The following is a 21418-nucleotide window of genomic DNA, read 5'->3' as shown; positions in this document are numbered from 1 at the left end:
CGCTTTCGCGAGCAAGCCCGCTCCCACAGGACTGCGTTTGACCTGCATTACTTTAATTGATCGGAGTTTTTGAGGTTGCCATGAACAGATTTCACGAAAAAGTCGCACTGATCACCGGCGCCGCCCAAGGCATCGGGCAGCGGGTGGCCGAGCGCATGGCCGCAGAAGGGGCGAAGCTGATCCTGGTGGACCGTTCCGACCTGGTGTTCGAAGTGCAGCAACAGCTGGCGTCGACCACCCAGGTTTTGGCCCTGACCGCCGACCTCGAGCAATACGAGGAGTGCAGTCGAGTGATGCAGACCGCCGTCGAGCGCTTCGATCGCCTCGATGTGCTGGTCAATAACGTCGGCGGCACGATCTGGGCCAAGCCGTTCGAGCACTATGAAGCGGCGCAGATCGAGGCCGAGGTTCGCCGTTCGCTGTTCCCGACCTTGTGGTGTTGTCATGCCGCGCTGCCGTTCATGCTGGAACAGGGCAGCGGGGCGATCGTCAACGTCTCCTCCATCGCCACTCGCAGCCTCAACCGCGTGCCCTACGGTGCGGCAAAGGGCGGGGTGAATGCCTTGACCGCTTGTCTGGCATTCGAAACCGCCGGTCGTGGCGTACGGGTCAACGCCACCGCTCCTGGCGGCACCGAAGCACCGCCGCGACGCATACCCCGCAACGGTGCCGAGCAGAGTGAGCAGGAAAAACTCTGGTATCAGCAGATCGTCGACCAGACCCTAGACAGCAGTTTGATGAAACGCTACGGCACCCTGGATGAGCAGGCGGCGGCTATTCTGTTTCTGGCCAGCGACGAAGCGTCCTATATCACCGGCATGGTCATGCCCGTGGGCGGCGGCGATCAAGGCTGACGCGAGCGACAGACATCCCATCCGCAAACGGAGACATGGTGATGAGTGACAAACCCACGATCGTGCTGGTCCATGGTTTCTGGGGCGGCGCTGCCCATTGGAACAAGGTCATCGTCAAATTGCTCAGCCGGGGTGACACGCACATTCGTGCCGTCGAGTTGCCGCTGACTTCGCTGGCTGATGATGCCGAGCGCACGCGCAAAATGGTCGCCCAGGTGCCCGGTCCGGTGCTGTTGGTGGGGCATTCCTATGGCGGTGCGGTGATCACTGAAGCGGGTGATATGCCGAATGTGGTCGGGCTGGTGTACATCGCCGCGTTCGCGCCGGACGCCGGTGAAAGTCCTGGTGGCATCACACAACGTCATCTGCCTGCGGCAGCGGCTAACCTGACGCCAGATAGCGACGGTTACCTATGGGTCAAGCCTGAGCTCTATCACGAAAGCTTCTGCCAGGATCTGCCGGCGACCGAAGGGTTGGTCATGGGCATCACCCAGAAAGCGCCGCTGGCGAGTACCTTCGGTGACACCATTGGCACGGTGGCCTGGAAGAAAAAGCCATCGTGGTATCAGATTTCGACCGCAGACCGGATGATCGCGCCACAAAACCAGCAATGGATGGCCGCGCGGCTCAACGCCCGGGAGATTCTGACCTTGAACGCCAGCCATGCGTCATTGGCGTCGATGCCCGCCGAAGTGGCGGCACTCATCGACAGGGCTGCGACGGCCTTGGCCAAGGGCTAGGGTCCAGGTGCAACCCGAATCGGGAATTTCCACGGCGATGTCTGGTCGGTATTTTGGAGAAGGGTGGGTGTAAGGTAAGCAAGTCAACCTGATATCACTGCCCAAGAGGAGGTGACTATGAACGTTCCGATTCTGAACAAAATGCACATGAACGGCTATGACGTACTCAGAGTGAGCAATGGGCCCTGGCGGGTATGTACCCAGGGTGACCGACTGGGTTCATTTGACAGTCGGGAAGAGGCTCTGGCGTTTGCCGCGTCGCTGCCCGGCTACAGGGCTCGTGCCGGCAGGCCTGCGCGCAGCCATCAAGCTAAGTGAAGCCCAACCGAAGCCCCGGTTCTACGGCAATCTCCTGTAGGAGCGAGCTCGCTCGCGATGGACTCAAACGCGCCGAGTTTAGCCAGGAAACACGCGTTATCGTTAGCGACCATCGTCGGAACGCCGCCCGGAGCAAGCTCGCTCCTACAGGGCGCTAGTAGCCACCGCCACCGCTGGGGCGGGACGGTTCCCGGGCTTTTTGCTGCGCATGACTCCATTCCGCGCAGGTCATAAAGCTTTTGTGGTCGACCATGCCCCGGCGGTCGAAGCTGACGTTGTACGGCTGCTGATGGCCGGCCTGAGTCAGTTTGTAGTCAAAGCACGTACCGGGTTCGACGGTGCGATCGGTGACCGCCAGGGGTTGTCCACCGATTTGCCGGACTTGCTCCTGGCTCATGCCAGTGTTGACTTTCGCGACCAGCGGCTGGTCCTGGTAGATCGAGTTGGTGCTGCAGCCTGCAAACGCGGTCAGTGCGACGACCAGCGTGAATAGAGGCCTGTTCATGGCAGCGCTCCCGCTATTGAGCCTTGTTGCGGCTAATGACCTTGGCTTTCACTTCCTCGGCATAGCCGGACAGTTTCTCTTCATCGCCCTGAAACAAAGAACACAGTCTCTGAACGGCTTGCGCGTCGGCTTCGTTGCCGAGCAGGCGCAATTGCTCCTCTATGCGCAGAAGCTCCACTGCCGACCAGCGCAAATCTGACGCAAGCCCTTGCAGATCACGCCGAAGCTGCTGTTCCGATTCGTTAAGCCACATGATGACCTCCTGAATACTGCACACCAAAATTTTAGACCTGTTTACCAGACCGGATGTTGTATTCGTCTGAATCAGCGGGGTTTCCTTTGGTCGGGAAAATAAACGCGAACGTGAAAGTACGCTGCCCTGCTCAAGAAAGATGGTTGGCTTATCTGAACTTAAGGAACTAACGGGGGGAGCCGATATCAATGTCAGTCGCTGAATCGTTGGGGATGGATGTGCGGACGATGGCAAGCTACATTTTCTTTTTTCGAATTCAAGGAAGCCACATGCGAGTGTTGATGGGGGGATGCGTGCTGGCGTTGCTGGCCGGGTGTTCGTTGCCGGCGTCACTGGTACCGGGCGAGCCGAATGTCAGCAAGCACAGTGAGAAAACGCCAAAAGAGTATGCGGCGTGCGTTTTGCCTGCCTGGCAAAAGGAAGTACCGAATACTACCCAGGTTTCGATATCCAACGGATTCCGGATCACCGCGCCCAGCGTGATCACGGCCGACGAAGTGGTGGATATCGTTAAGTACAAGAATGGCAGCCAGATTTCGCTGTATCAGGGGCCACCTTGGGCCAAATCCGACGACCTGCGCAAAATCGTGCGCGACTGCTTGTAAGCGCGAGAGAGTGAAAATCGGGGCGTCACACCAGCAATAACGTGGCGGCGCAGATCCTCGGTGTCGACCCGATGCACTGCACGCGTCTGATCAAATAATCCCGCCCAAGTCCTCCTGGGCGGGATTTTTTTTGCGCGCCATTTGCCTGTGTGAAATTTACCGTGTATTTTTTCATGAAATTACAAATACAAAATTTCATGAGGCCATATGTTTCAGCAATCCACCCGGCATGTCGCCAGTTACTACGCCCATACCTGCGCCGATCGCCTGGTCAATCGAGCCGCACTGGAAGGTGAGCAAGACACTGAAGTGCTGATCATCGGGGCTGGTTTCAGTGGATTGCACACGGCTTTGCGCCTGGCGCTGGCTGGCAAGCGCGTGACCTTGCTCGAGGCCAGTCGGGTGGCCTGGGCCGCTTCGGGGCGTAATGGCGGGCAGGCGATTCTCGGCTGGTCGTGCGACATGCCACCGCTGGAAGCCGCATTGGGCTATGAGCGGGCGCGGCGCCTGTGGGACGGCATGCGCTGGGCGGCGCGCGAACTGCGTGATTTGCCTGGCCGGCATGAGTTCGATTGCGACTACCGCGCCGGCCATCTCTGGACCTCGGTGATGCCGCGTCGGGTAGGCCTGCTGACGGAGTGGCAGCATGAGGCCAGCCACAAGTGGGGCCACGACAAACTGCAATTCATCCCCCGGCAACAGCTGCCGGAATGGGTGGCCAGCGAGCGTTATCAGGCCGGCCTGTTCGACCCCGAGGGCGGGCATTTGAACCCGCTGAAACTGGCCCTGGGCCTTGCCGATGCGATCGAGCGGGCCGGTGGCCGCATCCACGAGCAAAGCAAGGCGCTGAGCTATGGCGAGGAAGGCGACGGGTTTGTGGTGACCACCGAGCGCGGTCGTATTCGCGCCGATGTGCTGGTGCTGGCATGCAACGCTTACCTCGATCGACTCGATCCGCAACTGGCGAGTTGCGTGTTGCCGGTCGGTACTTATCAGGTCGCGACCGCGCCGCTGACGAAGGAGCAAGCCACCGCGCTGCTGCCGAGCAACGTGTGCGTGACCGACAACCAGTTCGTGCTCGATTATTTCCGACGCACCCCGGATAACCGCCTGCTATTCGGCGGTGGTTGCACTTACCTGGGCGGGATGCCCAAGGACATCGCCGCCGCGACCCGGCCGTTCCTGGAGCGCGTGTTCCCGCAGCTCACGGGCGTCGAGCTGGAGTTTGCCTGGGGCGGACATATCGACCTGACCCTCAAGCGCACGCCGGATATCGGACGGCGCGGCGATCTGTACTGGATGCAGGGGTATTCCGGGCATGGCGTGCTGCCGACACTGGCCGCGGCGCGGGCGGTGTCTGACGCGGTACTCGGTCAGCCCGACGAGTTGTCCCTGTACCAGGGCCTGAACAACGGCAGTTTTCCCGGTGGAAAATACCTGGCCGCGCCGCTGGAAGCCATCGGCAAGGCCTGGTATCGACTGCGCGACAGTATTTGAAGCGACACTTTCAGGAAGCCTCTGGATGGACATGCAAGAAGAGATCTCGGCGCTGGCGATCCTGATCCAGGACCTGCGCAAACACAAAAAATACACCCTGAAGGAACTGGCGGACAAAATCGGTCGCTCGGTCGGTTTTTTGTCCCAGGTCGAGCGCGGTCTGTCGCGTCCGACGGTGGCGGACCTGACCGCGATCAGCGAAACCCTGGGGGTGCCGACCACCTATTTCTACAGCCTGCCCAAACCCATGGCGTTGTCCTGGGTCACCCGCCCGGACGAGCGTCGCACGCTGTACTACGCCGATGGCATTACCGACATCCTCGTTTCGCCAAAAATGCGTGCGTCGTTCTCGATGCTCGAAAGCCAGCTTGAGCCCGGCGCCAGCAGCGGCGACCGACACATGAAGGACAGCTCGGAGCAGGGCGGTTACGTCCTCGAAGGGGAGTTGACCCTGTGGCTCGACGACAACGAACCGGTGACCCTGCGTCCCGGCGACAGCTTTCAACTGGCCAGCCATGCGCACTGCCGCTACGGCAACCTGTCCGACCAACTGACCCGCGTGCTTTGGGTTTACACCTGACAACAACAAGGAACAAAACGATGGATGCCGTGTGCTCTGATCTGCTGGCCGAGGTTCGCAACTTCCGCCACTGCAACCCCGAAGTGCGTTACGTCGACCTGATCTCCCTGGACATTCCGGGGCATTTCTACGGCAAGCGCTACCCGATCGAGATGCTCGAAAAAGTGGCTGCCGGCAGTGTGCTCAAGTTGCCGCAGAACTGCGTACTGCTCGGCACTCAGGGCGGGTTGTTCAAGATCGGTGATTACTGCTTCAACGACGGTGACCCGGATGCGCCCCGTCGTTTGGTGCCTGGCACGTTGAAGCTCGTGACCTGGGAAAAGCAGCCTCTGGGCCAAATGCTGATCACCTCGGATGGCACGGAAAAACCCATCGAATTCGAACCTCGTGAAGTGTTGGCGCAGGTGCTGGAACGGCTCAAGCGCAAGGGCATCTTCCCGGTGGTGGCCTTCGAGCTGGAGTTCTACCTGTTCGACAGCCGCTTGAAGGACGGCTTGCCGCAATTTCCCCGTGATGAGCTGACTGGCGACGCCGACGATCAGCCGAACATGCACATCGAGCGCTTGTCGCGTTTTGCCCCGGTGCTCGATGAAATGGTCGAGACGGCGCGAGCGCAAGGCATCGATGCCACAGTGATCACCGCCGAGCTCGGCCCGGGTCAGTTCGAAATCAACTTCGGCCATTGCGATGACGGCCTGCGCGCCGCCGACTGGGCGGCCCTGTTCTGCCGCAGCACCCGGGGCGTGGCGCTCAAGCACAACTACCGCGCCAGCTTCATGGCCAAACCCTACCTGCAGCACCCTGGCAGCGGCATGCACGTGCATGTCAGCCTGTATGACCAGGCCGGCAACAACCTGCTGGCGGCAAACGGCCAGCGGGCGCTGCGCCATGCGGTGGCTGGGTGCCTGGATGTGTTGCCGCACTGCATGCCGGTTTTTGCCCCGAACCACAACGCCATGCGTCGCTTGAGCGGCACCGTGAACGTCGCGTCCCGCGCCAGTTGGGGCTTTGAGGATCGCGATGCCTGCTTGCGTATACCGGACTCGGACGTCAAAAACCTGCGTATCGAACATCGCCTGGCAGGCGCCGATGCCAACCCGTATCTGGTACTGGCGGCGATTCTGGTGGGGTTGGAGCAAGGTCTGGAAGGGGAGTGCGAGCCGATTGCACCGCTCAACGAAGACCGCAGCAGTGGCATCGATTTTCCGTTGGAAATGCTCGAAGCGGTGCACTCCATGCAAAATCATTCAGCAGTGCGCGAAGGCTTGGGGGTGGAGTTCGTGGACGTCTACTGCGAAAACAAGCGTCAGGATCATCTGGCATTTCTGCATGACATCAGCGCGCGGGAGTATCGCTGGTTTCTCTAGTCGACCTTAGAAAATATGTGGATATTTAAGGGGTTAGAACGTTTAGTAACTGGATAGTGAATAAAAATATCTTGTTACAGGGTGAAATATTCCGTAATATTCGCGCCGCGTTCACCACCACGGTTTATGCATTTTTAAATCCCAGGCGTCCATCAGCTGCCTGGGATTTTTTTTTGCCTGGAATTTAGTCGGCCGCTGACTCCATCACCAGCGCACGCTTGCCAAGCTTCATCAGCCAGTAATAACTCAACGCCGGCACCAGCAACCCGACGATCCACGCCAGATCCACCCCGTCCAGCGCCGTAGCCACCGGGCCGACATAAAGCGTGGTGTTCATGAACGGAATTTCCAGGGCAATCGCCAGCAGGAAACTGCCGCAGGCAATCCGGTTGACGCGCCCGTAGATCCCGTTGAGGTCGAAGATGTCGTCAATTTGGTATTGGCCTTTGCGCAGGCAGTAGTAGTCCACCAGATTGATTGCCGTCCACGGGATCAGGAAGTAGCTCATGAAGAAGATGAAGTTCAGGAAGAAGTTGATGAAGTCGTCCTGACTGATGGTGCACAGGGCCGTGGCCACCAGGCTGATCAGCAGCATGAACACACCGCGTACCCGCGGCGTCACCTTGAGTCGGGCGAAAGGTTCGATCACGGTGATGGTCGACATGAACGCGCCGTACAGGTTGAACACGTTGATCGACACCTGGCCGTAGACGATGAAGGCGAACAGCAGCACCGCGCCAGCGCCGAACAAACCGGCGACATGCCCGCCGACGTTGCTGGAAAAGTCGCCGATGCCGACGCTGAGAATCGCCCCGAGAATCATCATCCACGCGCCGCCGCTGACCGTGCCGGCGTAGCTGTACCAGAACACCTGGGCGGTCGGCGTGCTGCTCGGCAGGTAGCGCGAATAGTCGGCGACGTAAGGCGCGTAGGACAGCTGCCAGGTCACGGCAATGCTCACTGCCACCAGGAATTTCGACAACGAGAAGCCTGTCGGCAACCATTGTTCGGCCGGGATCGGCAACTGTAAGGCGAGCACCGTGGCGGCCACGAACACCACCAGTGACAGGATCGACAGCAGCTTCTGCAGGCGGTGAATCAACCGATAGCCATAGAGGGCGACGACGAAGCACAACGCACCGATCAGGTAGATGTTGCCGGACATTGGCAGCGGGCTGACGGACTCCAGCGACTGGGCCGCGAGCAAGGTGTTGCTGACGAAGAAGCCCAGGTAAATCAGCATCACGAACAGCAGCGGCAATACCGCCCCCAACACGCCGAATTGCGCCCGGCTCTGGATCATCTGCGGAATGCCCAGCTTCGGTCCCTGTGCCGAGTGGGAGGCCATGAAAATCGCCCCCAGCAACGAGCCGATGATGATCGCCAGTGCACTCCAGAACAGGTTGAGCCCCATCACCACCGGCAACACACCGGACGCGATGGTGGTGATGTTCATGTTGGCGCCGAACCAGATATAGAACAGCGAGCCCGGCTTGCCGTGGCGTTCGGTTTCGGGGATGAAATCGATGCTTCTTTTTTCGACTTGCATGGCGATCACTCCTGAGTCCGGACGAGACGGGATTGCAGACGGGCGATGGTGCCGGGCAGTTCATGGGGCTGGTGGGCAAACAGGTCCGGACGCTCGGGGATCAGGCTGGCGTAATCGAGTTGTTGCAGGGCGCGCAGGCATTGTTCAGTCGTGAGGATTTCCAGCGAGTAGACCCAGTTGGCCATGATCAACAACGCCGAGTAGTGCCCGGCCAGGGTGGTCGTGGTGCAGGCATCGCTGACCAGGCGCACTTGATAACCGAGGGCGAAGGCGTCGAACACGCTGGTCAGCACGCAGACGTCGGTCAACACGCCACAGATGATCAGTGTGTCGACCTCCAATGCCTTGAGTCGGGTGTCGAGGTCGGTTCGGTGAAAGGCGCTGTAACGGCCCTTGTCGATGATCAATTCACCGGATTGCGGCGTCAGCGACTCGATGATTTCCACTTGCCGGGTGCCGGCGCGGTAACTGCCGGGGCCACCGTCGGCAGCCAGGGGTTCGCCGGGGGGCAGGTCACTGCCGTCGGCCTGATTGATGTGGCGGGTATAGAGGACAGGCATCCGCTGGCGACGGGCAGTCGCGAGCAAGGCGGCGGTATGGGCGACTACCGTGGCGAAGTTTTCGAGGACGAAACCGTCCTCCTGTTGCATGTCGATGATCAACAGCGCGCTGTTATTGTTCATTGGGCAAACCTGATCAAAGGCGAAACACGATGCACCGTACGCGCCATGCAATGGCGAGACGCGGGGTGCGTGATTGGCTGTTCGGGTGGGCTCAGTGAACTATTTGCCAGAAGCCGTTCTGCTTGGCCGAAACGCTGGCGCGCAGGCGCTTGAAATGCAGGTGCGAAGCGGTCCATTCACCGCGCAGGTAAGCCCGCGCGGCGCCGGAGGGAAGGGCGAGTGATGGGATACGACCAGTCATCATTGGAATCGACCCTTGTGGGGGCGCGCTTGCTCCCACAGGACAAATGCGTACCTGTAGGAGCGAGCTCGCTCGCGAAAAACTCTGGACAACGCGTTCATTCAGATGGCCCGCGTTATCGTTGGCGTCCATCGCGAGCGAGCTCGCTCCTACAGTTGATGTCGCAGGGCGGCACAATCAGCGAAACGCTGGCACCACGTGCTTGATAAACAGCTCCAGGGATTTTTTCTTCTCCGCGTGGGGCAGGCTGTTATCGCACCAGAAGCTGAATTCGTCGACCCCCAGTTCCTGGTAGTACTTGATGCGCGGAATGATTTCTTCCGGAGTGCCGATCATGGCGGTCTTGTGCAGGCTCTCCAGTTCGAACTCGGGGCGACCGGCGAATTTCTCTTCCGGGCTCGGCGCGAGGAAGCCGTTGACCGGGGTGGTCTTGTTGCCGAACCAGGCATCGAAGGTGCGGTAGAACTTCGAGATCGCCTTGGCCCCGACTTCCCAGCCTTGCGGATCGTCGGCGGTGTGCACGTGGGTGTGACGCAGCACCATCAGTTGCGGGCGCGGCACGTCCGGGTTGTTGTCCAGGGCGGCCTGGAATTTGTTCTTCAGGTCGAGGACTTCTTCGTCGCCTTTCATCAGTGGCGTGACCATGACGTTGCAGCCGTTGGCCACGGCGAAGTTGTGCGAGTCCGGGTCGCGGGCGGCGATCCACATCGGCGGGTTCGGCTGCTGGATCGGCTTGGGCACGCTGGTGGAGGTCGGGAACTTCCAGATGTCACCGTCATGGGCATAGTCGCCGTTCCACAGTGCACGCACCACCGGAACCATTTCCCGCAACGCCTGGCCGCCGGAAGACGCTGGCATGCCGCCGGCCATGCGGTCGAATTCAATCTGGTAGGCACCGCGGGCCAAACCGACTTCCATGCGTCCGTTGCTGATCACGTCGAGCAATGCGCATTCACCCGCCACCCGCAGCGGATGCCAGAACGGCGCGATGATGGTGCCGGCGCCCAGGTGAATGGTGGTGGTCTTGGCCGCTAGGTAAGCCAGCAGCGGCATCGGGCTTGGCGAGATGGTGTATTCCATGGAGTGGTGCTCACCGATCCACACTGTGCTGAAACCACCGGCCTCGGCCATCAGCGTCAGTTCGGTCAGGTCTTCGAACAACTGGCGGTGGCTGACGCTTTCGTCCCAACGTTCCATGTGTACGAACAGGGAAAACTTCATGACGCTTACCTCGGATCTTTTGTTGTTGGCCTGTCGACTGCGGGCCTGATAGTTATTGGTATACCATAATACGAAATGTCTGCAAAACATTTCTCTGCCGGCAACCCCGGGTTCTGTGGGAGCGGGCTTGCCCGCGAAGGCGGAGTACCAGGCGACATCGATGTTGAGTGTGCCGGCCTCTTCGCGAGCAAGCCCGCTCCCACAGGGGAATGCGGTGATATCAGAGGGTTCAGGCCAGAACGGGCAGGGCGCCCATCTTGCCGTGGCAATACACCAGTGGCCCGCTGCTCTGCCGGGGCACGATCAGGTTTTTCACCGCGCCGACCATGATGGCGTGGTCACCGCCTTCATATTCGCGCCACAGCTCACATTCGATGACCGCCGTGGCGTTGGCCAGAATCGGGTTGCCCAACTCGCTCAATGTCCACCCGATCCCCTGGGCCTTGTCCTTGCCTTTGCGCGCGAAGGCATAGGCCTCGCTTTGCTGGCCGCCGGAAAGCACGTGGATGGCAAAACGTTTGTTTTTGATCAGGACCGGGTAGGAATCAGAGCTGTAGTTCGGGCAGAACAGCACCAGGGCCGGGTCCATCGACAGCGAGCTGAAGGCGCTGGCGGTCAGGCCGACGATTTGCCCGTCGTCATCCAGGGTGGTGATCACGGTCACTCCGGACGGGAACGAACCCATGACTTGTTTGTAGATGGCGGCATCGATCATTGGACGGTCCTCGGCGGGTGTGACGCGGTTTTTATGTGTTTGTAGGTCTGATGGTATACCGTAATACATCTATTGCAAGGTCTTTTTAGGTGACCCGATAAACGTATGGCTTTCGTCGGAAACTCAATGATTACGGGACCTTCAGCTAGCCAGGTTTGGCGTGAATCGGGCAGGATGGCAGCTCAGATGCTTGTTCAAAGACCGGATCAGTCTTGTTTAAAGTTTGGAATACCATAATATGGTCGGCATCTGAGGGGTGACCAAAGAGTCCCCCCGGTTTGGCTTCATACAAAGATAAGAACAGACAAACTCGAGTTCATGCACATGTCCCAGATGTCCCGGCAAGATCCGTTGATCGAGAATCACACGGTCGACTACGTTCCACTCGCAGAGCGCCACGGGAAGGCCCGCGATCTTTTCACCCTGTGGTTCAGCACCAACATTGCGCCACTGCCCATCGTCACCGGCGCGATGGTGGTCCAGGTGTTCCACCTCAACCTGTTCTGGGGTTTGCTGGCGATTGCGCTCGGGCATATGGTCGGCGGCGTGGTGATTGCGCTGGCGTCGGCCCAGGGGCCATGCATGGGCATTCCGCAGATGGTGCAGAGCCGTGGTCAGTTCGGCCGCTATGGCGCGCTGCTGATCGTGTTCTTCGCGGCGTTGATCTACATCGGGTTCTTCATTTCCAACATCGTGCTGGCAGGCAAATCGATTGTCGGCATTGCGCCGTCGGTTCCGGTGCCGGCCAGCATTCTCATCGGTGCCCTCAGTGCCACCGCCATCGGCGTGATTGGCTACCGTTTCATCCACACCCTCAACCGTATCGGCACCTGGGTGATGGGCAGTGCCTTGCTCGCCGGTTTCCTCTATATCTTCGCCCATGACTTGCCGGCGGACTTCTTCACTCGCGGTGGGTTCAACCTGTCCGGCTGGCTGGCCACGGTGTCGCTGGGCATCATCTGGCAAATCAGCTTCTCGCCGTACGTGTCGGACTACTCGCGCTACCTGCCGGCGGATATCGGCATTACCCGGCCGTTCTTTGCCACCTATCTGGGTGCGACCCTGGGCACGATCCTGTCCTTTACCTTCGGCGCCGTTGCAGTACTGGCAACCCCGGAAGGCACCGAGGCGATGGCCGCGGTCAAGCAGTCCACCGGTTGGCTGGGGCCGATCCTGATGGTGTTGTTCCTGCTCAACATCATCAGCCACAACGCCTTGAATCTGTATGGCGCGGTGCTGTCGATCATCACTTCTATCCAGACCTTCGCCAGCCAATGGACGCCCAGCATCAAAGTGCGCGTTGTGTTATCGAGCATCGTGCTGGCGGGCTGCTGCGTGGTGGCGCTGGGTGCCTCGGCGAATTTCATTTCGCAGTTCATCGGCCTGATTCTGGCGCTGTTGCTGGTGCTGGTGCCGTGGGCGTCGATCAACCTGATCGACTTCTACCTGATCAAGCGCGGCCGCTACGACATCGCGTCGATCTTCCGCGCTGACGGCGGCATCTACGGTCGCTTCAACCTGCACGCGATCATTGCTTACTTCATCGGCATCATCGTGCAGCTGCCGTTCGCCAATACTTCCTTGTACGTCGGGCCATACGCCAATCTGGTGGACGGCGCGGACCTGTCGTGGCTGGTGGGGCTCGTGGTGACGTGCCCGTTGTATTACTGCCTCGCAACACGAAACCAGTCGCAGGAAAGCCGCTCGGTAGAACTCGGCTACACCGACTGAGGCAAAAGTGTTTGGTGTTCGTTTGAAAATGCCCGACACGCCGCCGTCACTGTAGGAGCGAGCTTGCTCGCGATGGACTTAAGAGCGCTGCGTTTAGTCAGTAAACACGCGGCATCGTTAACGACCATCGCGAGCAAGCTCGCTCCTACAGTGACGGCGGCGTGTCGGGCATTTCTGTGTTCGGCGACCGCTCAGGAATGCTTGAACACATTCAGGCCGCGTTGTACCGCCGGCCTGGCTTCGACCGAGTCGAACCAGCGCGAAAGTTGCGGAAGCTCTTTCCATTCCAGTCGATCACGGAACGCTGTGGCGATGGTGAATGCCGAAATGTCGGCCATGGAGAACTGCTCTCCGGCCATGAAACCGGCAGTCAGAAAACTTTCCGCGTAAGTCAGTTGCTCGATCACCCGCAGATCGATGATCGCCGCCGCCTTGTCCTGCCCCGCCTGGTGCAGAAAAAAGGCGGCATGGCTGGGGCCGATGACATCGGTCACGAAAAAGAAATAGCGGTCGATCACCCGGATGCGCGCAGGTCCCGGCTGCGCCGGTGCCAGCCGTCCCGGCGCCTTGGCATCGGCGTACTGGATGATGGCGTTGGACTGGTTGATGACCAGCGCCGGCGTTGTCCCGTGATCGACCAGGGTCGGGACTTTCCCGGCGGGATTGAGCGCCAGGAAGGCCGACCCACGGTGCTCCTGTGCATACAGGTCGAGCCTGCATGCCGTGTAGGCGATGCCGGCTTCTTCCAGGGCAATCGCGGCCCGCAGACTATTGCCGGTGCTGGCGCCGTACAGCTCGATTTGATCGTTCATGAGTCATTGCTCTTGTCGTGACATACAGGTAGCCACCGAACACTGCCGATGATGTCAGTATGGTGAAAATCCGCTGCACCGATATGCAAAAACAGTGATCGTCCATACCCCTGCACGACAAGGCTTATCCCTCCACGAAAACTACTTTCACCGCGTTTGATAATAGCCTGCCGAAATGTTTTAAGAGTTTCACAAGCCAGTCAGTCAACCCTCACCTCGAACGATTCGCATCACTCATCGAGCGCGCCTGTTGTCGCGTTCGTGTTGAGCGTTGTTGCGTGGGCGGCAATCGGGCCCTGACTGGCGGTGAAACCTTCAAATAACGATAAGAAACACCCAGGAGCACCCTATGTTCAAACGCGCCATTCCCACCGCAGTCTTGCTGGCCACCGGTTCGCTGTGTGCACAGGCCGGCGATTGCGCCGCCCACGGGTTTCTCGAAGACAGCAAGGCCAGCCTCTCGATGCGCACCCTGTACTTCAACAGCGACAATCGCGATGGCGCAGCGGATCCTTCGAAAACCGAAGAGGCGGCCCAGGGGTTTGTGTTGCGCTATGAGTCCGGGTTTACGCAGGGCGCGGTGGGGTTCGGGCTCGATGCCCAGGCGTTGCTCGGCATCACACTGGACAGCGGGGCAGGTCGCCACGTCGGTAGCGGCATGATTCCTTCGGACGGCGACGGCGCGGCCGACACCTGGAGCAGCTTCGGCCCTACGGCGAAAATGCGCCTTGCCAGGACTGAATTTCGCTACGGCACCTTGCTGCCAAAGTTGCCGATCCTTCTGGCGAACGATGCTCGTGTGTTGCCGCAATCGTTTACCGGCGCGCAGGTCACCTCGAGCGACATCGATGACCTGACGTTGACCAGCGGTGTGCTGGAGCACGCGGTAGGGCGCGCCTCGACGGACCGTACAGGCTTGTCGGTCGCCGGCAGCACGCAGGACAGCAACAAGTTCTACTACGCCGGTGCTGACTACAACCTCACCAGGAATCTGAAGACCCAGTATTACTTCGCGCAACTGGAAGACTTCTACAACCAGAACTTTCTCGGCCTGACGCATATTCTGCCCATCGACAGCGCCAGCTCACTGACCACCGACCTGCGCTACTTCCGTACCACGTCGAGCGGTGCCAATAGCTCTGCCTCCGGCCGCGCACAAGGTTATCGGGTATCGGGTTACACCGACGACAACGACGGTGAAATCGACAACAGCACCTGGTCGGCGATGGTCACCTACACCCATGGGGGACACGCGGTCACGGTGGGGCATCAGCGCGTGGGCGATGGCAGCAACTTCGTCCAGCCCAACCAGGGCAGCCTGGTGGACAAAGGGGCGGGCGGCGGCAGTGTCTACCTGCCCACCGACAAAATGATCCAGAACTTTGCCCGGGCCGGAGAACAGACGAATTTCGGGCAATACACCTACGACTTCGCACCCTTGGGTGTGCCGGGCCTGAAAGCCTCGATCGCGTACTTGAAGGGCACGGACATCAAGGCGCAAAACGCCAGCGATCAGTCCGAGTGGGAACGCGACATGACCCTGGACTACGTGTTGCAATCGGGCACGTTCAAAGGGGTGGGGTTCACTTTGCGCAATGCCAAGTCCAATACCGATGCGGGCCGTAATGTGGATCAGAACCGATTCATCATCAATTACACGTTGTCGCTGCTGTAATCACGCACAACCCCCTGTAGGAGCGAGCCTGCTCGCGATGGCGGTATGTCAGGCAACATTGATATCGAATGTGCCGGCCTCATCGCGGGCAAGCCCGCTCCCACAAGGACCGCGCAAACATAGGCTGGCCGCCGTACCGTCGGTGAAAGGCCTCGAGACGCTGATCAATGCGGACACGTTTTTTGGCCGTTTGGATCTCCTTTTGGCCTGCCTCACGCTGTGAACCGGCCACGCCATCAGCAAGAATCAGACGCGGGTGGCTGAGTCAGCCACCCAAGTTGAAACCACAACCAGAATCTCCACTTCCTTGCCCTTGGCTATTTTCAAGACCGCTGCCGTGTACAGAACATAAAAACCATCGAACTCACGCCACACTTGGGGAAACGATCCATGGACTCAATGAAACGCATGCTGGGCGCCACCGTTTGCGGACTGTCGCTGCTGGCCAGCGCGGTGCACGCCGAACCGCGCGAATTGCGGGTGTACAACTGGGCGGATTACATCCTGCCGTCCGTGCCCAAGGATTTTGCCAAGGACACCGGGATCAAGGTGACCTGGGACACCTTCGACACCAACGAATCCCTGGAAGCCAAGCTGCTCACCGGCAACTCGGGCTACGACCTGGTGGTGCCCTCCAACCAGTTCATCGAAACCCAGATCAAGGCGGGCGTGTTCCAGAAACTCGACAAGTCCAAACTGCCGAACTGGTCGCACCAGGACCCGGCGTTGCTCAAGCTGCTGGACAAGAACGACCCGGGCAACCAGTACGGCGTGCCCTACATGTACGGCACCGTGCTGATCGGCTTCAACCCGGCCAAGGTCAAGGCAGCGCTGGGCGAGAATGCGCCGGTGGACAGCTGGGATCTGGTGTTCAAGCCCGAGAACATGGAGAAGCTCAAGGCCTGTGGCGTAGCCATGCTCGACTCGCCCTCGGAGATCCTGCCGCTGGCCCTGCATTACCTGGGGCTGGACCCGAACAGCCAGAACCCGGACGACTACGAAAAAGCCAAGGCGTTGATGCTCAAGGTTCGCCCTTACGTCACCTACTTCAACTCCGCCAAGTACATGACCGACATCGCCAACGGCGATATCTGCGTAGCCATCGGTTACTCCGGCAGCTTCTATCAATTCGGCAACCGCGCCAAAGAGGCGGGCAACGGCGTGGTTGTCGACTGGCGCCTGCCGAAAGAAGGCGCGCCGATCTGGTTCGACACCTTCGCCATCCCGAAAAGCGCCAAGAACGTCGCCGAGGCCCACGAATTCCTCAACAACCTGCTGGACCCGAAAGTCATCGCGCCGATCAGCGACTTCCTCGGTTACCCGAATGCCAACAAGGACTCGCTGGCACTGATCGACAAGGACATCACCGGCAACCCGGACCTGACACCGACCAGCGAGGCATTGAAGACGCTCTACGTCGTGCAGCCATTGCCGCAAAAGCTTGAGCGGGTGCGGACACGGGTCTGGACCAGCATCAAGTCCGATCAGTAACCCAAACCCCTGTAGGAGCGAGCTTGCTCGCGAAGGCGTAGTGTCAGTCAAGCATGTGTCGACTGACCCACCGCTTTCGCGAGCAAGCTCGCTCCCACAGTTGATTGATGTCGAACACAAATCCTGCGGATGACGAACATCCATTGTGGGAGCGGGCTGGCTCCGGGCGGCGCTCCGACGAAGGCGTAGTGTCAGTCAATGCATGCGTCGACTGATCCACCGCTTTCGCGAGCAAGCCCGCTCCCACAGGTTTTTGTGTCGAGCACAGGTTTTGTGTACACCCACATCCCCTGTGGGAGCGAGCCTGCTCGCGATAGCGGTCTGGCAGGCAATGAATGTGTCGACTGACCCACCGCCATCGCGAGCAGGCTCGCTCCTACAGGTTGTACGGTGCTGGGCTCAGCGAAAAAACTCCCCCGGTGTTTCGCCGAACTGCTGGCGGAAGGCGGCAATAAACGCCGACGTCGAGTCGTAGCCGCAGGCCAACGCGACGTCGGTTACTCGTTCGCCCTGTTCCAGTGGCGTCAGGGCGCCAAGCAAACGCAAGCGCTGACGCCAGGCGCGAAAGGTCAGGCCTGTGTCGCGCAGGAACAGGCGACTGAGGGTTTTCTCGGTGACACCGAATTTGTCGCTCCAGTGGCTGAGCGTGGTTTGTTGCTCCGGGTGCGACTCCAGGCTTTGAGCGATTTGCCGCAATCGGCTGTCCTGGGGCAGGGGCAGCATCAGGTCGATCTGTGGCGCCTCAGCCAACTGATCGAGAATCACCTGGGCCAACCGGCCGTGCGGGCCGCTCTGATCGTATTCCACTGGAATCTGGCTGAAGGCTCGGATCAACTCGCGCAACAGATCACTGACCCCCAACACATGACAACCCGGCGGCGCCCAGGTCGAGACGCTGCAATCGATGTACAGGCTGCGCATTTCCGTGCGCGGCGAACTGAACACCCGGTGCGGCATGCCCGCCGGAATCCACACGGCACGTTCCGGCGGGGCGACGAAACGTCCGACGCCGGTCTGTATTTCGAGCACGCCTTGAATCGCATAGGAAAGCTGCACCCACGGGTGACTGTGGCGCCGGGTCAGTGCGCGATTGGGCAGCGATTCGGTACGGCCGTAGAGTGGTCGTGGCAGGCTGGACAGCCCGGGAATACTGCGCCGGATACTTTTGTCATGTCCTTTAGGCGGCATCGGTGGGCTCATCGGCGTTAGTCGGTAATATCCAGTCACGTTAGAGTCGCTTTCACGTACTGGCAACCCCCGGATGATCAACCCATGACTCGCCCCCGTTTGTTACCCGACAACTTCACCCTGACCCTGATCGGTGTGGTCACGCTGGCCAGCCTGCTGCCCGCCAGCGGTCAGGTCGCGGTCGGTTTTGGCTGGCTGACCAACATCGCGATCGCGCTGCTGTTCTTCCTGCATGGCGCCAAGCTGTCCCGCGAGTCGATCATTGCCGGTGCCGGGCACTGGCGCCTGCATTTGCTGGTGTTCAGCCTGACGTTCGTGCTGTTTCCATTGCTCGGCCTGGCGCTCAAACCGCTGCTGTCGCCGCTGATTGGCAATGATCTGTACATGGGCATGCTGTATCTGTGTGCGCTGCCCGCCACGGTGCAGTCGGCGATTGCCTTTACTTCGCTGGCGCGGGGCAACATCCCGGCGGCGATTTGCAGCGCGGCGGCGTCCAGCCTGTTCGGGATTTTTCTCACGCCGTTGCTGGTGACCCTGCTGCTGAATGTCCACGGCGAAGGCGCCTCGACCCTCGACGCCATTTTCAAGATCAGCGTGCAGTTACTGCTGCCGTTCATTGCCGGGCAAATCGCGCGGCGCTGGATCGGCAACTGGGTGGCGCGCAACAAGAGCTGGTTGAAATTCGTCGATCAGGGCTCGATTCTGCTGGTGGTCTACGGCGCGTTCAGCGAAGCGGTGATCGAGGGGCTCTGGCACCAGATTCCGCTGCTGGATCTGGTCGGGCTGGTGGTGGCTTGCTGCGTGGTCCTGGCACTGGTGTTGGTGGCCTCGACCGTACTGGGCAAGGCGTTCGGCTTCAATCAGGAAGATCGCATCACCATTCTTTTCTGCGGTTCGAAGAAAAGCCTGGCGACCGGTGTGCCGATGGCGCAGGTGTTGTTTGCCGGTAGCACCATTGGCGTGTTGATCCTGCCGTTGATGCTGTTCCACCAGATTCAACTGATGGTCTGTGCGGTGCTGGCGCAGCGTTTTGCCAATCGGCCGGAATCGATTCCGGAACTGATGGCTCAGGTCGATCCCTGATAATCCCGGAAACCTGTAGGAGCCAGCCTGCTGGCGATGGACTTAAGCGCGCCGCGTTTATCCAGCTCACACGCGTTATCGTTAACGACCATCGCAGGCAAGCCAGCTCCCACAAGGGACCGCGCCCACGCTGAAACTGTAGGAGCCAGCCTGCTGGCGATGGGCTCCAGTACGCCGCGTTTATCCAGCTCGCACGCGTTATCGTTGACGACCATCGCAGGCAAGCCAGCTCCCACAAGGGACCGCGCCCACGCTGAAACTGTAGGAGCCAGCCTGCTGGCGATGGACTCAAGTGCGCCACTTTATCCAGCTCGCACGCGTTATCGTTGACGACCATCGCTGGCAAGCCAGCTCCTACATTACCGCTTGTCCGTCGCCAATGGCGGGGTGCGCGGCGGGATCATGCGTTTGTTCCCTGTCGACTCGAACGCCGATGCCAGGTGCAGCAGCGACGAGTCGTCATAAGCGCGCCCGGCAAACGTCAGGCCGACCGGCATGCCGATGTCCGGCATCACGCCCATTGGCACGGTGACTGTTGGCACGCCGAGGTGGCGGATGGCGAGGTTGCCGTTGGCGACCCATATACCGTTGCTCCAGGCGATATCCGCCGAATGCGGATCGACATCGGCATTCGCAGGCGCTACATCGGCAACCGTCGGGAACAGCACCGCGTCGAGTCCCAGGCGATCCATCCAGTCTTCCAGATCGATCTTGCGGGTCTTCTCAAGCCCGCGCAGGCCGTCCGGCACTGTGCTGATCTGGTCCCACGGCGTGATGCCGCGCTCGGCCATGCGCACGTATTCGTCCATGCCGGCAACCAGGTCGCCCTCGCGGTTGGGCAGGGTGCCCGGGTCGTGAGGGAAGATCAGCGGGCCGTCGACATCGGCCAGGCGATTCAGTTTCGGATCGCCGTTGGCCTGCAGGAAATCATCGAACGCCCAGGCCGTCAGGTCCCACAATTCGTGGTGCAGGAATTCCTTGGAGACGATGCCGCGATTGAACACGGTCGGCGCGCCAGGACGATCGCCTTCGCAATTGGAGACCAGCGGGAAGTCCACTTCGAGCACTTCGGCGCCAGCGGCTTCGAGGGCCTTGCGTGCCTGTTCCCAGAGGCCGATCACCGACGGGCGGGTGTTGATGCGCTGGCCGGTCGGGCCACCGATGCCCGGCGCTTCGGACGTGCCGGCTTCAGGGTCGGCATTGATGTACATGCGCGGAATGCCGAACTTCTTGCCTTTGAGCGCATCGCTGTTCGCCGCCAGCGCGGCATAGGATTGCGGGCGTACCTCAGACGATTTCGGAATGGGCACCCAAGGCTGCAAGCGCCACAGGTCACCGCGGGTATCCGGGTCATCGGCCACCACCACGTCGAGCACTTCGAGCAGGTCGGCCATGGTCCGGGCAAACGGCACGACCACGTCCATGGTCGGGGTCAACGGCCAGTTGCCGCGTACCGAGATCACCCCGCGCGACGGCGTGTAGGCACACAAGCCATTGTTCGAGGCCGGTCCACGGCCACTCGACCAGGTTTCTTCCGCCAGTCCGAAAGCGGCGAAGCTGGCCGCGGTAGCCGTGCCGGCACCGTTCGACGAGCCGGAGGCGAAAGGGGCGGTGAGGTAATCAGCGTTGTACGGACTCTCGGCGCGGCCGTAGACGCCACGCTGCATCCCGCCGTTGGCCATCGGCGGCATGTTGGTCTTGCCCAGGCAGATAGCCCCGGCGGCGCGCAGGCGCTCGATGGTGAACGCATCGCGATAGGCGACCAGGTCTTTGAAAGCCGGGCTGCCCGATGCAGCGGTCAGCCCTTTGACCAGATAGCTGTCCTTGGCGGTGTAAGGGATGCCGTCCAGCGGACCCAGCGTCTGGCCCTTGGCACGACGGGCATCGGCGGCCTGTGCTTCGGCGAGCGCTTCGGGGTTGCGAACCACGACCGCGTTCAGGGCGGTGGAGGTTTCGGGGCCATCGTAGGCATCGATCCGCGCGAGATAGGCCTGGACCAATTCAACCGAGGTGGTCTGGCCGGACTCGAGCGCTGCACGCAGCTCGGCAATGGAAACTTCGGTGACTTCGATCATGCTGCCACCGCCGATTGCAGGTGGAGGGTCCCAAACACTTCACTTTTCTCGAAATGGACTTTCATATCGTTATTCTCGTTGCACTGTGTGGCACGACAGGGTCGGGTGTTAAAAATACTGAGCACTATTTAGCATTAAACCGGGATTTTAGGAATCCGTTGTCCAATTTATCTTACAGGCGACAGAAAAAAGGCCACCACAACCCGACGTTGTGGTGGCCCGAGGGTGACACTTT

21 protein-coding genes are annotated in these 21418 nt (G+C 60.3%); 11 read left to right on the top strand and 10 right to left on the bottom strand.

Going from position 1 to position 21418, the window contains the following annotated elements; translation table 11 throughout:
* The first annotated feature begins 80 nt into the window (after positions 1 to 80).
* The 3 genes from ACEN8Z_RS20830 (at position 81) to ACEN8Z_RS20820 (ending at position 1912) form a co-directional block, all read left to right on the top strand.
* A complete protein-coding gene (locus tag ACEN8Z_RS20830) occupies positions 81 to 854 on the top strand; it encodes a 1,6-dihydroxycyclohexa-2,4-diene-1-carboxylate dehydrogenase (RefSeq protein WP_495595504.1) in 774 nt (257 codons plus the stop codon).
* Positions 855 to 895: 41 nt separating this feature from the next.
* Entirely contained in the window at positions 896 to 1594 is a 699-nt protein-coding gene (locus ACEN8Z_RS20825; protein ID WP_495595503.1) for an alpha/beta hydrolase, read from the top strand.
* A 117-nt stretch (positions 1595 to 1711) separates the two neighbouring features.
* Entirely contained in the window at positions 1712 to 1912 is a 201-nt protein-coding gene (locus ACEN8Z_RS20820) for a DUF2188 domain-containing protein (RefSeq protein ID WP_495595502.1), read from the top strand.
* A gap of 154 nt (positions 1913 to 2066) precedes the next feature.
* On the opposite strand, the gene osmE is transcribed toward ACEN8Z_RS20820, so the two are convergent.
* Both osmE and ACEN8Z_RS20810 read right to left on the bottom strand, forming a co-directional pair.
* Complete coding sequence (gene osmE / locus ACEN8Z_RS20815; protein WP_495595501.1) at positions 2067 to 2417, bottom strand: osmotically-inducible lipoprotein OsmE; 351 nt, start codon at positions 2415 to 2417, stop codon at positions 2067 to 2069.
* A 13-nt stretch (positions 2418 to 2430) separates the two neighbouring features.
* Positions 2431 to 2670 (bottom strand): hypothetical protein, encoded by a 240-nt coding sequence (locus ACEN8Z_RS20810; RefSeq protein ID WP_007985229.1) that lies wholly within the window; start codon positions 2668 to 2670, stop codon positions 2431 to 2433.
* A 269-nt stretch (positions 2671 to 2939) separates the two neighbouring features.
* Between ACEN8Z_RS20810 and ACEN8Z_RS20805 the strand changes: the two genes are divergently transcribed.
* The 4 genes from ACEN8Z_RS20805 (at position 2940) to ACEN8Z_RS20790 (ending at position 6719) form a co-directional block, all read left to right on the top strand.
* Positions 2940 to 3275 (top strand): hypothetical protein, encoded by a 336-nt coding sequence (locus ACEN8Z_RS20805; RefSeq protein ID WP_495598170.1) that lies wholly within the window; start codon positions 2940 to 2942, stop codon positions 3273 to 3275.
* 207 nt (positions 3276 to 3482) lie between these two features.
* Entirely contained in the window at positions 3483 to 4772 is a 1290-nt protein-coding gene (locus tag ACEN8Z_RS20800; protein ID WP_495595500.1) for an NAD(P)/FAD-dependent oxidoreductase, read from the top strand.
* Between the two features lie 25 nt (positions 4773 to 4797).
* On the top strand, positions 4798 to 5352 hold the full coding sequence (locus ACEN8Z_RS20795) for a helix-turn-helix domain-containing protein (protein ID WP_007982493.1): 555 nt from the start codon (positions 4798 to 4800) through the stop codon (positions 5350 to 5352).
* Between the two features lie 20 nt (positions 5353 to 5372).
* A complete protein-coding gene (locus ACEN8Z_RS20790) occupies positions 5373 to 6719 on the top strand; it encodes a glutamine synthetase family protein (RefSeq protein WP_495595499.1) in 1347 nt (448 codons plus the stop codon).
* A gap of 184 nt (positions 6720 to 6903) precedes the next feature.
* Here the strand turns inward: ACEN8Z_RS20790 and ACEN8Z_RS20785 are convergent, their stop codons facing one another.
* The 5 genes from ACEN8Z_RS20785 to ACEN8Z_RS20765 all read right to left on the bottom strand — a co-directional run bounded on the left by ACEN8Z_RS20785 (position 6904) and on the right by ACEN8Z_RS20765 (position 11128).
* Positions 6904 to 8268 (bottom strand): purine-cytosine permease family protein, encoded by a 1365-nt coding sequence (locus tag ACEN8Z_RS20785; protein WP_495595498.1) that lies wholly within the window; start codon positions 8266 to 8268, stop codon positions 6904 to 6906.
* A gap of 5 nt (positions 8269 to 8273) precedes the next feature.
* Positions 8274 to 8951: a cysteine hydrolase family protein gene (locus ACEN8Z_RS20780; RefSeq protein ID WP_495595497.1), complete on the bottom strand. Its 678-nt coding sequence runs from the start codon at positions 8949 to 8951 to the stop codon at positions 8274 to 8276.
* Positions 8952 to 9042: 91 nt separating this feature from the next.
* Positions 9043 to 9195: a hypothetical protein gene (locus ACEN8Z_RS20775; protein WP_495595496.1), complete on the bottom strand. Its 153-nt coding sequence runs from the start codon at positions 9193 to 9195 to the stop codon at positions 9043 to 9045.
* Between the two features lie 174 nt (positions 9196 to 9369).
* Entirely contained in the window at positions 9370 to 10413 is a 1044-nt protein-coding gene (locus tag ACEN8Z_RS20770; RefSeq protein WP_495595495.1) for an LLM class flavin-dependent oxidoreductase, read from the bottom strand.
* Positions 10414 to 10642: 229 nt separating this feature from the next.
* Positions 10643 to 11128 carry a flavin reductase family protein gene (locus ACEN8Z_RS20765; protein ID WP_495595494.1) on the bottom strand — a complete coding sequence of 162 codons (486 nt, stop codon included), beginning with the start codon at positions 11126 to 11128 and terminating at the stop codon, positions 10643 to 10645.
* A gap of 324 nt (positions 11129 to 11452) precedes the next feature.
* Between ACEN8Z_RS20765 and ACEN8Z_RS20760 the strand changes: the two genes are divergently transcribed.
* Positions 11453 to 12859: a purine-cytosine permease family protein gene (locus tag ACEN8Z_RS20760; RefSeq protein WP_008000478.1), complete on the top strand. Its 1407-nt coding sequence runs from the start codon at positions 11453 to 11455 to the stop codon at positions 12857 to 12859.
* A 191-nt stretch (positions 12860 to 13050) separates the two neighbouring features.
* On the opposite strand, the gene ACEN8Z_RS20755 is transcribed toward ACEN8Z_RS20760, so the two are convergent.
* Positions 13051 to 13671, bottom strand: coding sequence for a glutathione S-transferase family protein (locus ACEN8Z_RS20755; RefSeq protein WP_442100006.1), 621 nt, complete (start codon positions 13669 to 13671; stop codon positions 13051 to 13053).
* Between the two features lie 349 nt (positions 13672 to 14020).
* On the opposite strand from ACEN8Z_RS20755, the gene ACEN8Z_RS20750 reads away from it, so the two are divergent.
* Both ACEN8Z_RS20750 and ACEN8Z_RS20745 read left to right on the top strand, forming a co-directional pair.
* Positions 14021 to 15346, top strand: coding sequence for an OprD family porin (locus ACEN8Z_RS20750; RefSeq protein WP_495595493.1), 1326 nt, complete (start codon positions 14021 to 14023; stop codon positions 15344 to 15346).
* Between the two features lie 390 nt (positions 15347 to 15736).
* Complete coding sequence (locus ACEN8Z_RS20745) at positions 15737 to 16837, top strand: polyamine ABC transporter substrate-binding protein (RefSeq protein WP_442100009.1); 1101 nt, start codon at positions 15737 to 15739, stop codon at positions 16835 to 16837.
* Positions 16838 to 17236: 399 nt separating this feature from the next.
* Here ACEN8Z_RS20745 and ACEN8Z_RS20740 read toward each other — a convergent pair whose 3' ends face one another.
* Entirely contained in the window at positions 17237 to 18025 is a 789-nt protein-coding gene (locus ACEN8Z_RS20740; protein ID WP_495595492.1) for an AraC family transcriptional regulator, read from the bottom strand.
* 84 nt (positions 18026 to 18109) lie between these two features.
* Here ACEN8Z_RS20740 and ACEN8Z_RS20735 point away from each other — a divergent pair, with 84 nt between their 5' ends.
* On the top strand, positions 18110 to 19108 hold the full coding sequence (locus tag ACEN8Z_RS20735) for a bile acid:sodium symporter family protein (RefSeq protein ID WP_008003985.1): 999 nt from the start codon (positions 18110 to 18112) through the stop codon (positions 19106 to 19108).
* Positions 19109 to 19467: 359 nt separating this feature from the next.
* Here the strand turns inward: ACEN8Z_RS20735 and ACEN8Z_RS20730 are convergent, their stop codons facing one another.
* Entirely contained in the window at positions 19468 to 21183 is a 1716-nt protein-coding gene (locus ACEN8Z_RS20730; RefSeq protein WP_008003983.1) for an amidase, read from the bottom strand.
* Positions 21184 to 21418: the final 235 nt, after the last annotated feature.

It is taken from the genome of Pseudomonas sp. Pseusp10 (assembly GCF_059492225.1).
Note: the sequence above shows the minus strand (reverse complement) of the source record. Positions and strands in the feature narration are given on the sequence as shown.

Excerpts from the sequence above, each read along its gene's own strand:
- osmE (WP_495595501.1), bottom strand. The coding sequence starts at position 2,417 with ATGAACAGGCCTCTATTCACGCTGGTCGTCGCACTGACCGCGTTTGCA.
- ACEN8Z_RS20775 (WP_495595496.1), bottom strand. The coding sequence starts at position 9,195 with ATGATGACTGGTCGTATCCCATCACTCGCCCTTCCCTCCGGCGCCGCG.
- ACEN8Z_RS20740 (WP_495595492.1), bottom strand. The coding sequence starts at position 18,025 with ATGCCGCCTAAAGGACATGACAAAAGTATCCGGCGCAGTATTCCCGGG.
- ACEN8Z_RS20795 (WP_007982493.1), top strand. The coding sequence starts at position 4,798 with ATGGACATGCAAGAAGAGATCTCGGCGCTGGCGATCCTGATCCAGGAC.
- ACEN8Z_RS20730 (WP_008003983.1), bottom strand. The coding sequence starts at position 21,183 with ATGATCGAAGTCACCGAAGTTTCCATTGCCGAGCTGCGTGCAGCGCTC.
- ACEN8Z_RS20770 (WP_495595495.1), bottom strand. The coding sequence starts at position 10,413 with ATGAAGTTTTCCCTGTTCGTACACATGGAACGTTGGGACGAAAGCGTC.
- ACEN8Z_RS20760 (WP_008000478.1), top strand. The coding sequence starts at position 11,453 with ATGTCCCAGATGTCCCGGCAAGATCCGTTGATCGAGAATCACACGGTC.
- ACEN8Z_RS20755 (WP_442100006.1), bottom strand. The coding sequence starts at position 13,671 with ATGAACGATCAAATCGAGCTGTACGGCGCCAGCACCGGCAATAGTCTG.
- ACEN8Z_RS20825 (WP_495595503.1), top strand. The coding sequence starts at position 896 with ATGAGTGACAAACCCACGATCGTGCTGGTCCATGGTTTCTGGGGCGGC.
- ACEN8Z_RS20785 (WP_495595498.1), bottom strand. The coding sequence starts at position 8,268 with ATGCAAGTCGAAAAAAGAAGCATCGATTTCATCCCCGAAACCGAACGC.
- ACEN8Z_RS20735 (WP_008003985.1), top strand. The coding sequence starts at position 18,110 with ATGACTCGCCCCCGTTTGTTACCCGACAACTTCACCCTGACCCTGATC.
- ACEN8Z_RS20745 (WP_442100009.1), top strand. The coding sequence starts at position 15,737 with ATGGACTCAATGAAACGCATGCTGGGCGCCACCGTTTGCGGACTGTCG.
- ACEN8Z_RS20780 (WP_495595497.1), bottom strand. The coding sequence starts at position 8,951 with ATGAACAATAACAGCGCGCTGTTGATCATCGACATGCAACAGGAGGAC.
- ACEN8Z_RS20820 (WP_495595502.1), top strand. The coding sequence starts at position 1,712 with ATGAACGTTCCGATTCTGAACAAAATGCACATGAACGGCTATGACGTA.
- ACEN8Z_RS20765 (WP_495595494.1), bottom strand. The coding sequence starts at position 11,128 with ATGATCGATGCCGCCATCTACAAACAAGTCATGGGTTCGTTCCCGTCC.
- ACEN8Z_RS20805 (WP_495598170.1), top strand. The coding sequence starts at position 2,940 with ATGCGAGTGTTGATGGGGGGATGCGTGCTGGCGTTGCTGGCCGGGTGT.
- ACEN8Z_RS20790 (WP_495595499.1), top strand. The coding sequence starts at position 5,373 with ATGGATGCCGTGTGCTCTGATCTGCTGGCCGAGGTTCGCAACTTCCGC.
- ACEN8Z_RS20750 (WP_495595493.1), top strand. The coding sequence starts at position 14,021 with ATGTTCAAACGCGCCATTCCCACCGCAGTCTTGCTGGCCACCGGTTCG.
- ACEN8Z_RS20830 (WP_495595504.1), top strand. The coding sequence starts at position 81 with ATGAACAGATTTCACGAAAAAGTCGCACTGATCACCGGCGCCGCCCAA.
- ACEN8Z_RS20810 (WP_007985229.1), bottom strand. The coding sequence starts at position 2,670 with ATGTGGCTTAACGAATCGGAACAGCAGCTTCGGCGTGATCTGCAAGGG.
- ACEN8Z_RS20800 (WP_495595500.1), top strand. The coding sequence starts at position 3,483 with ATGTTTCAGCAATCCACCCGGCATGTCGCCAGTTACTACGCCCATACC.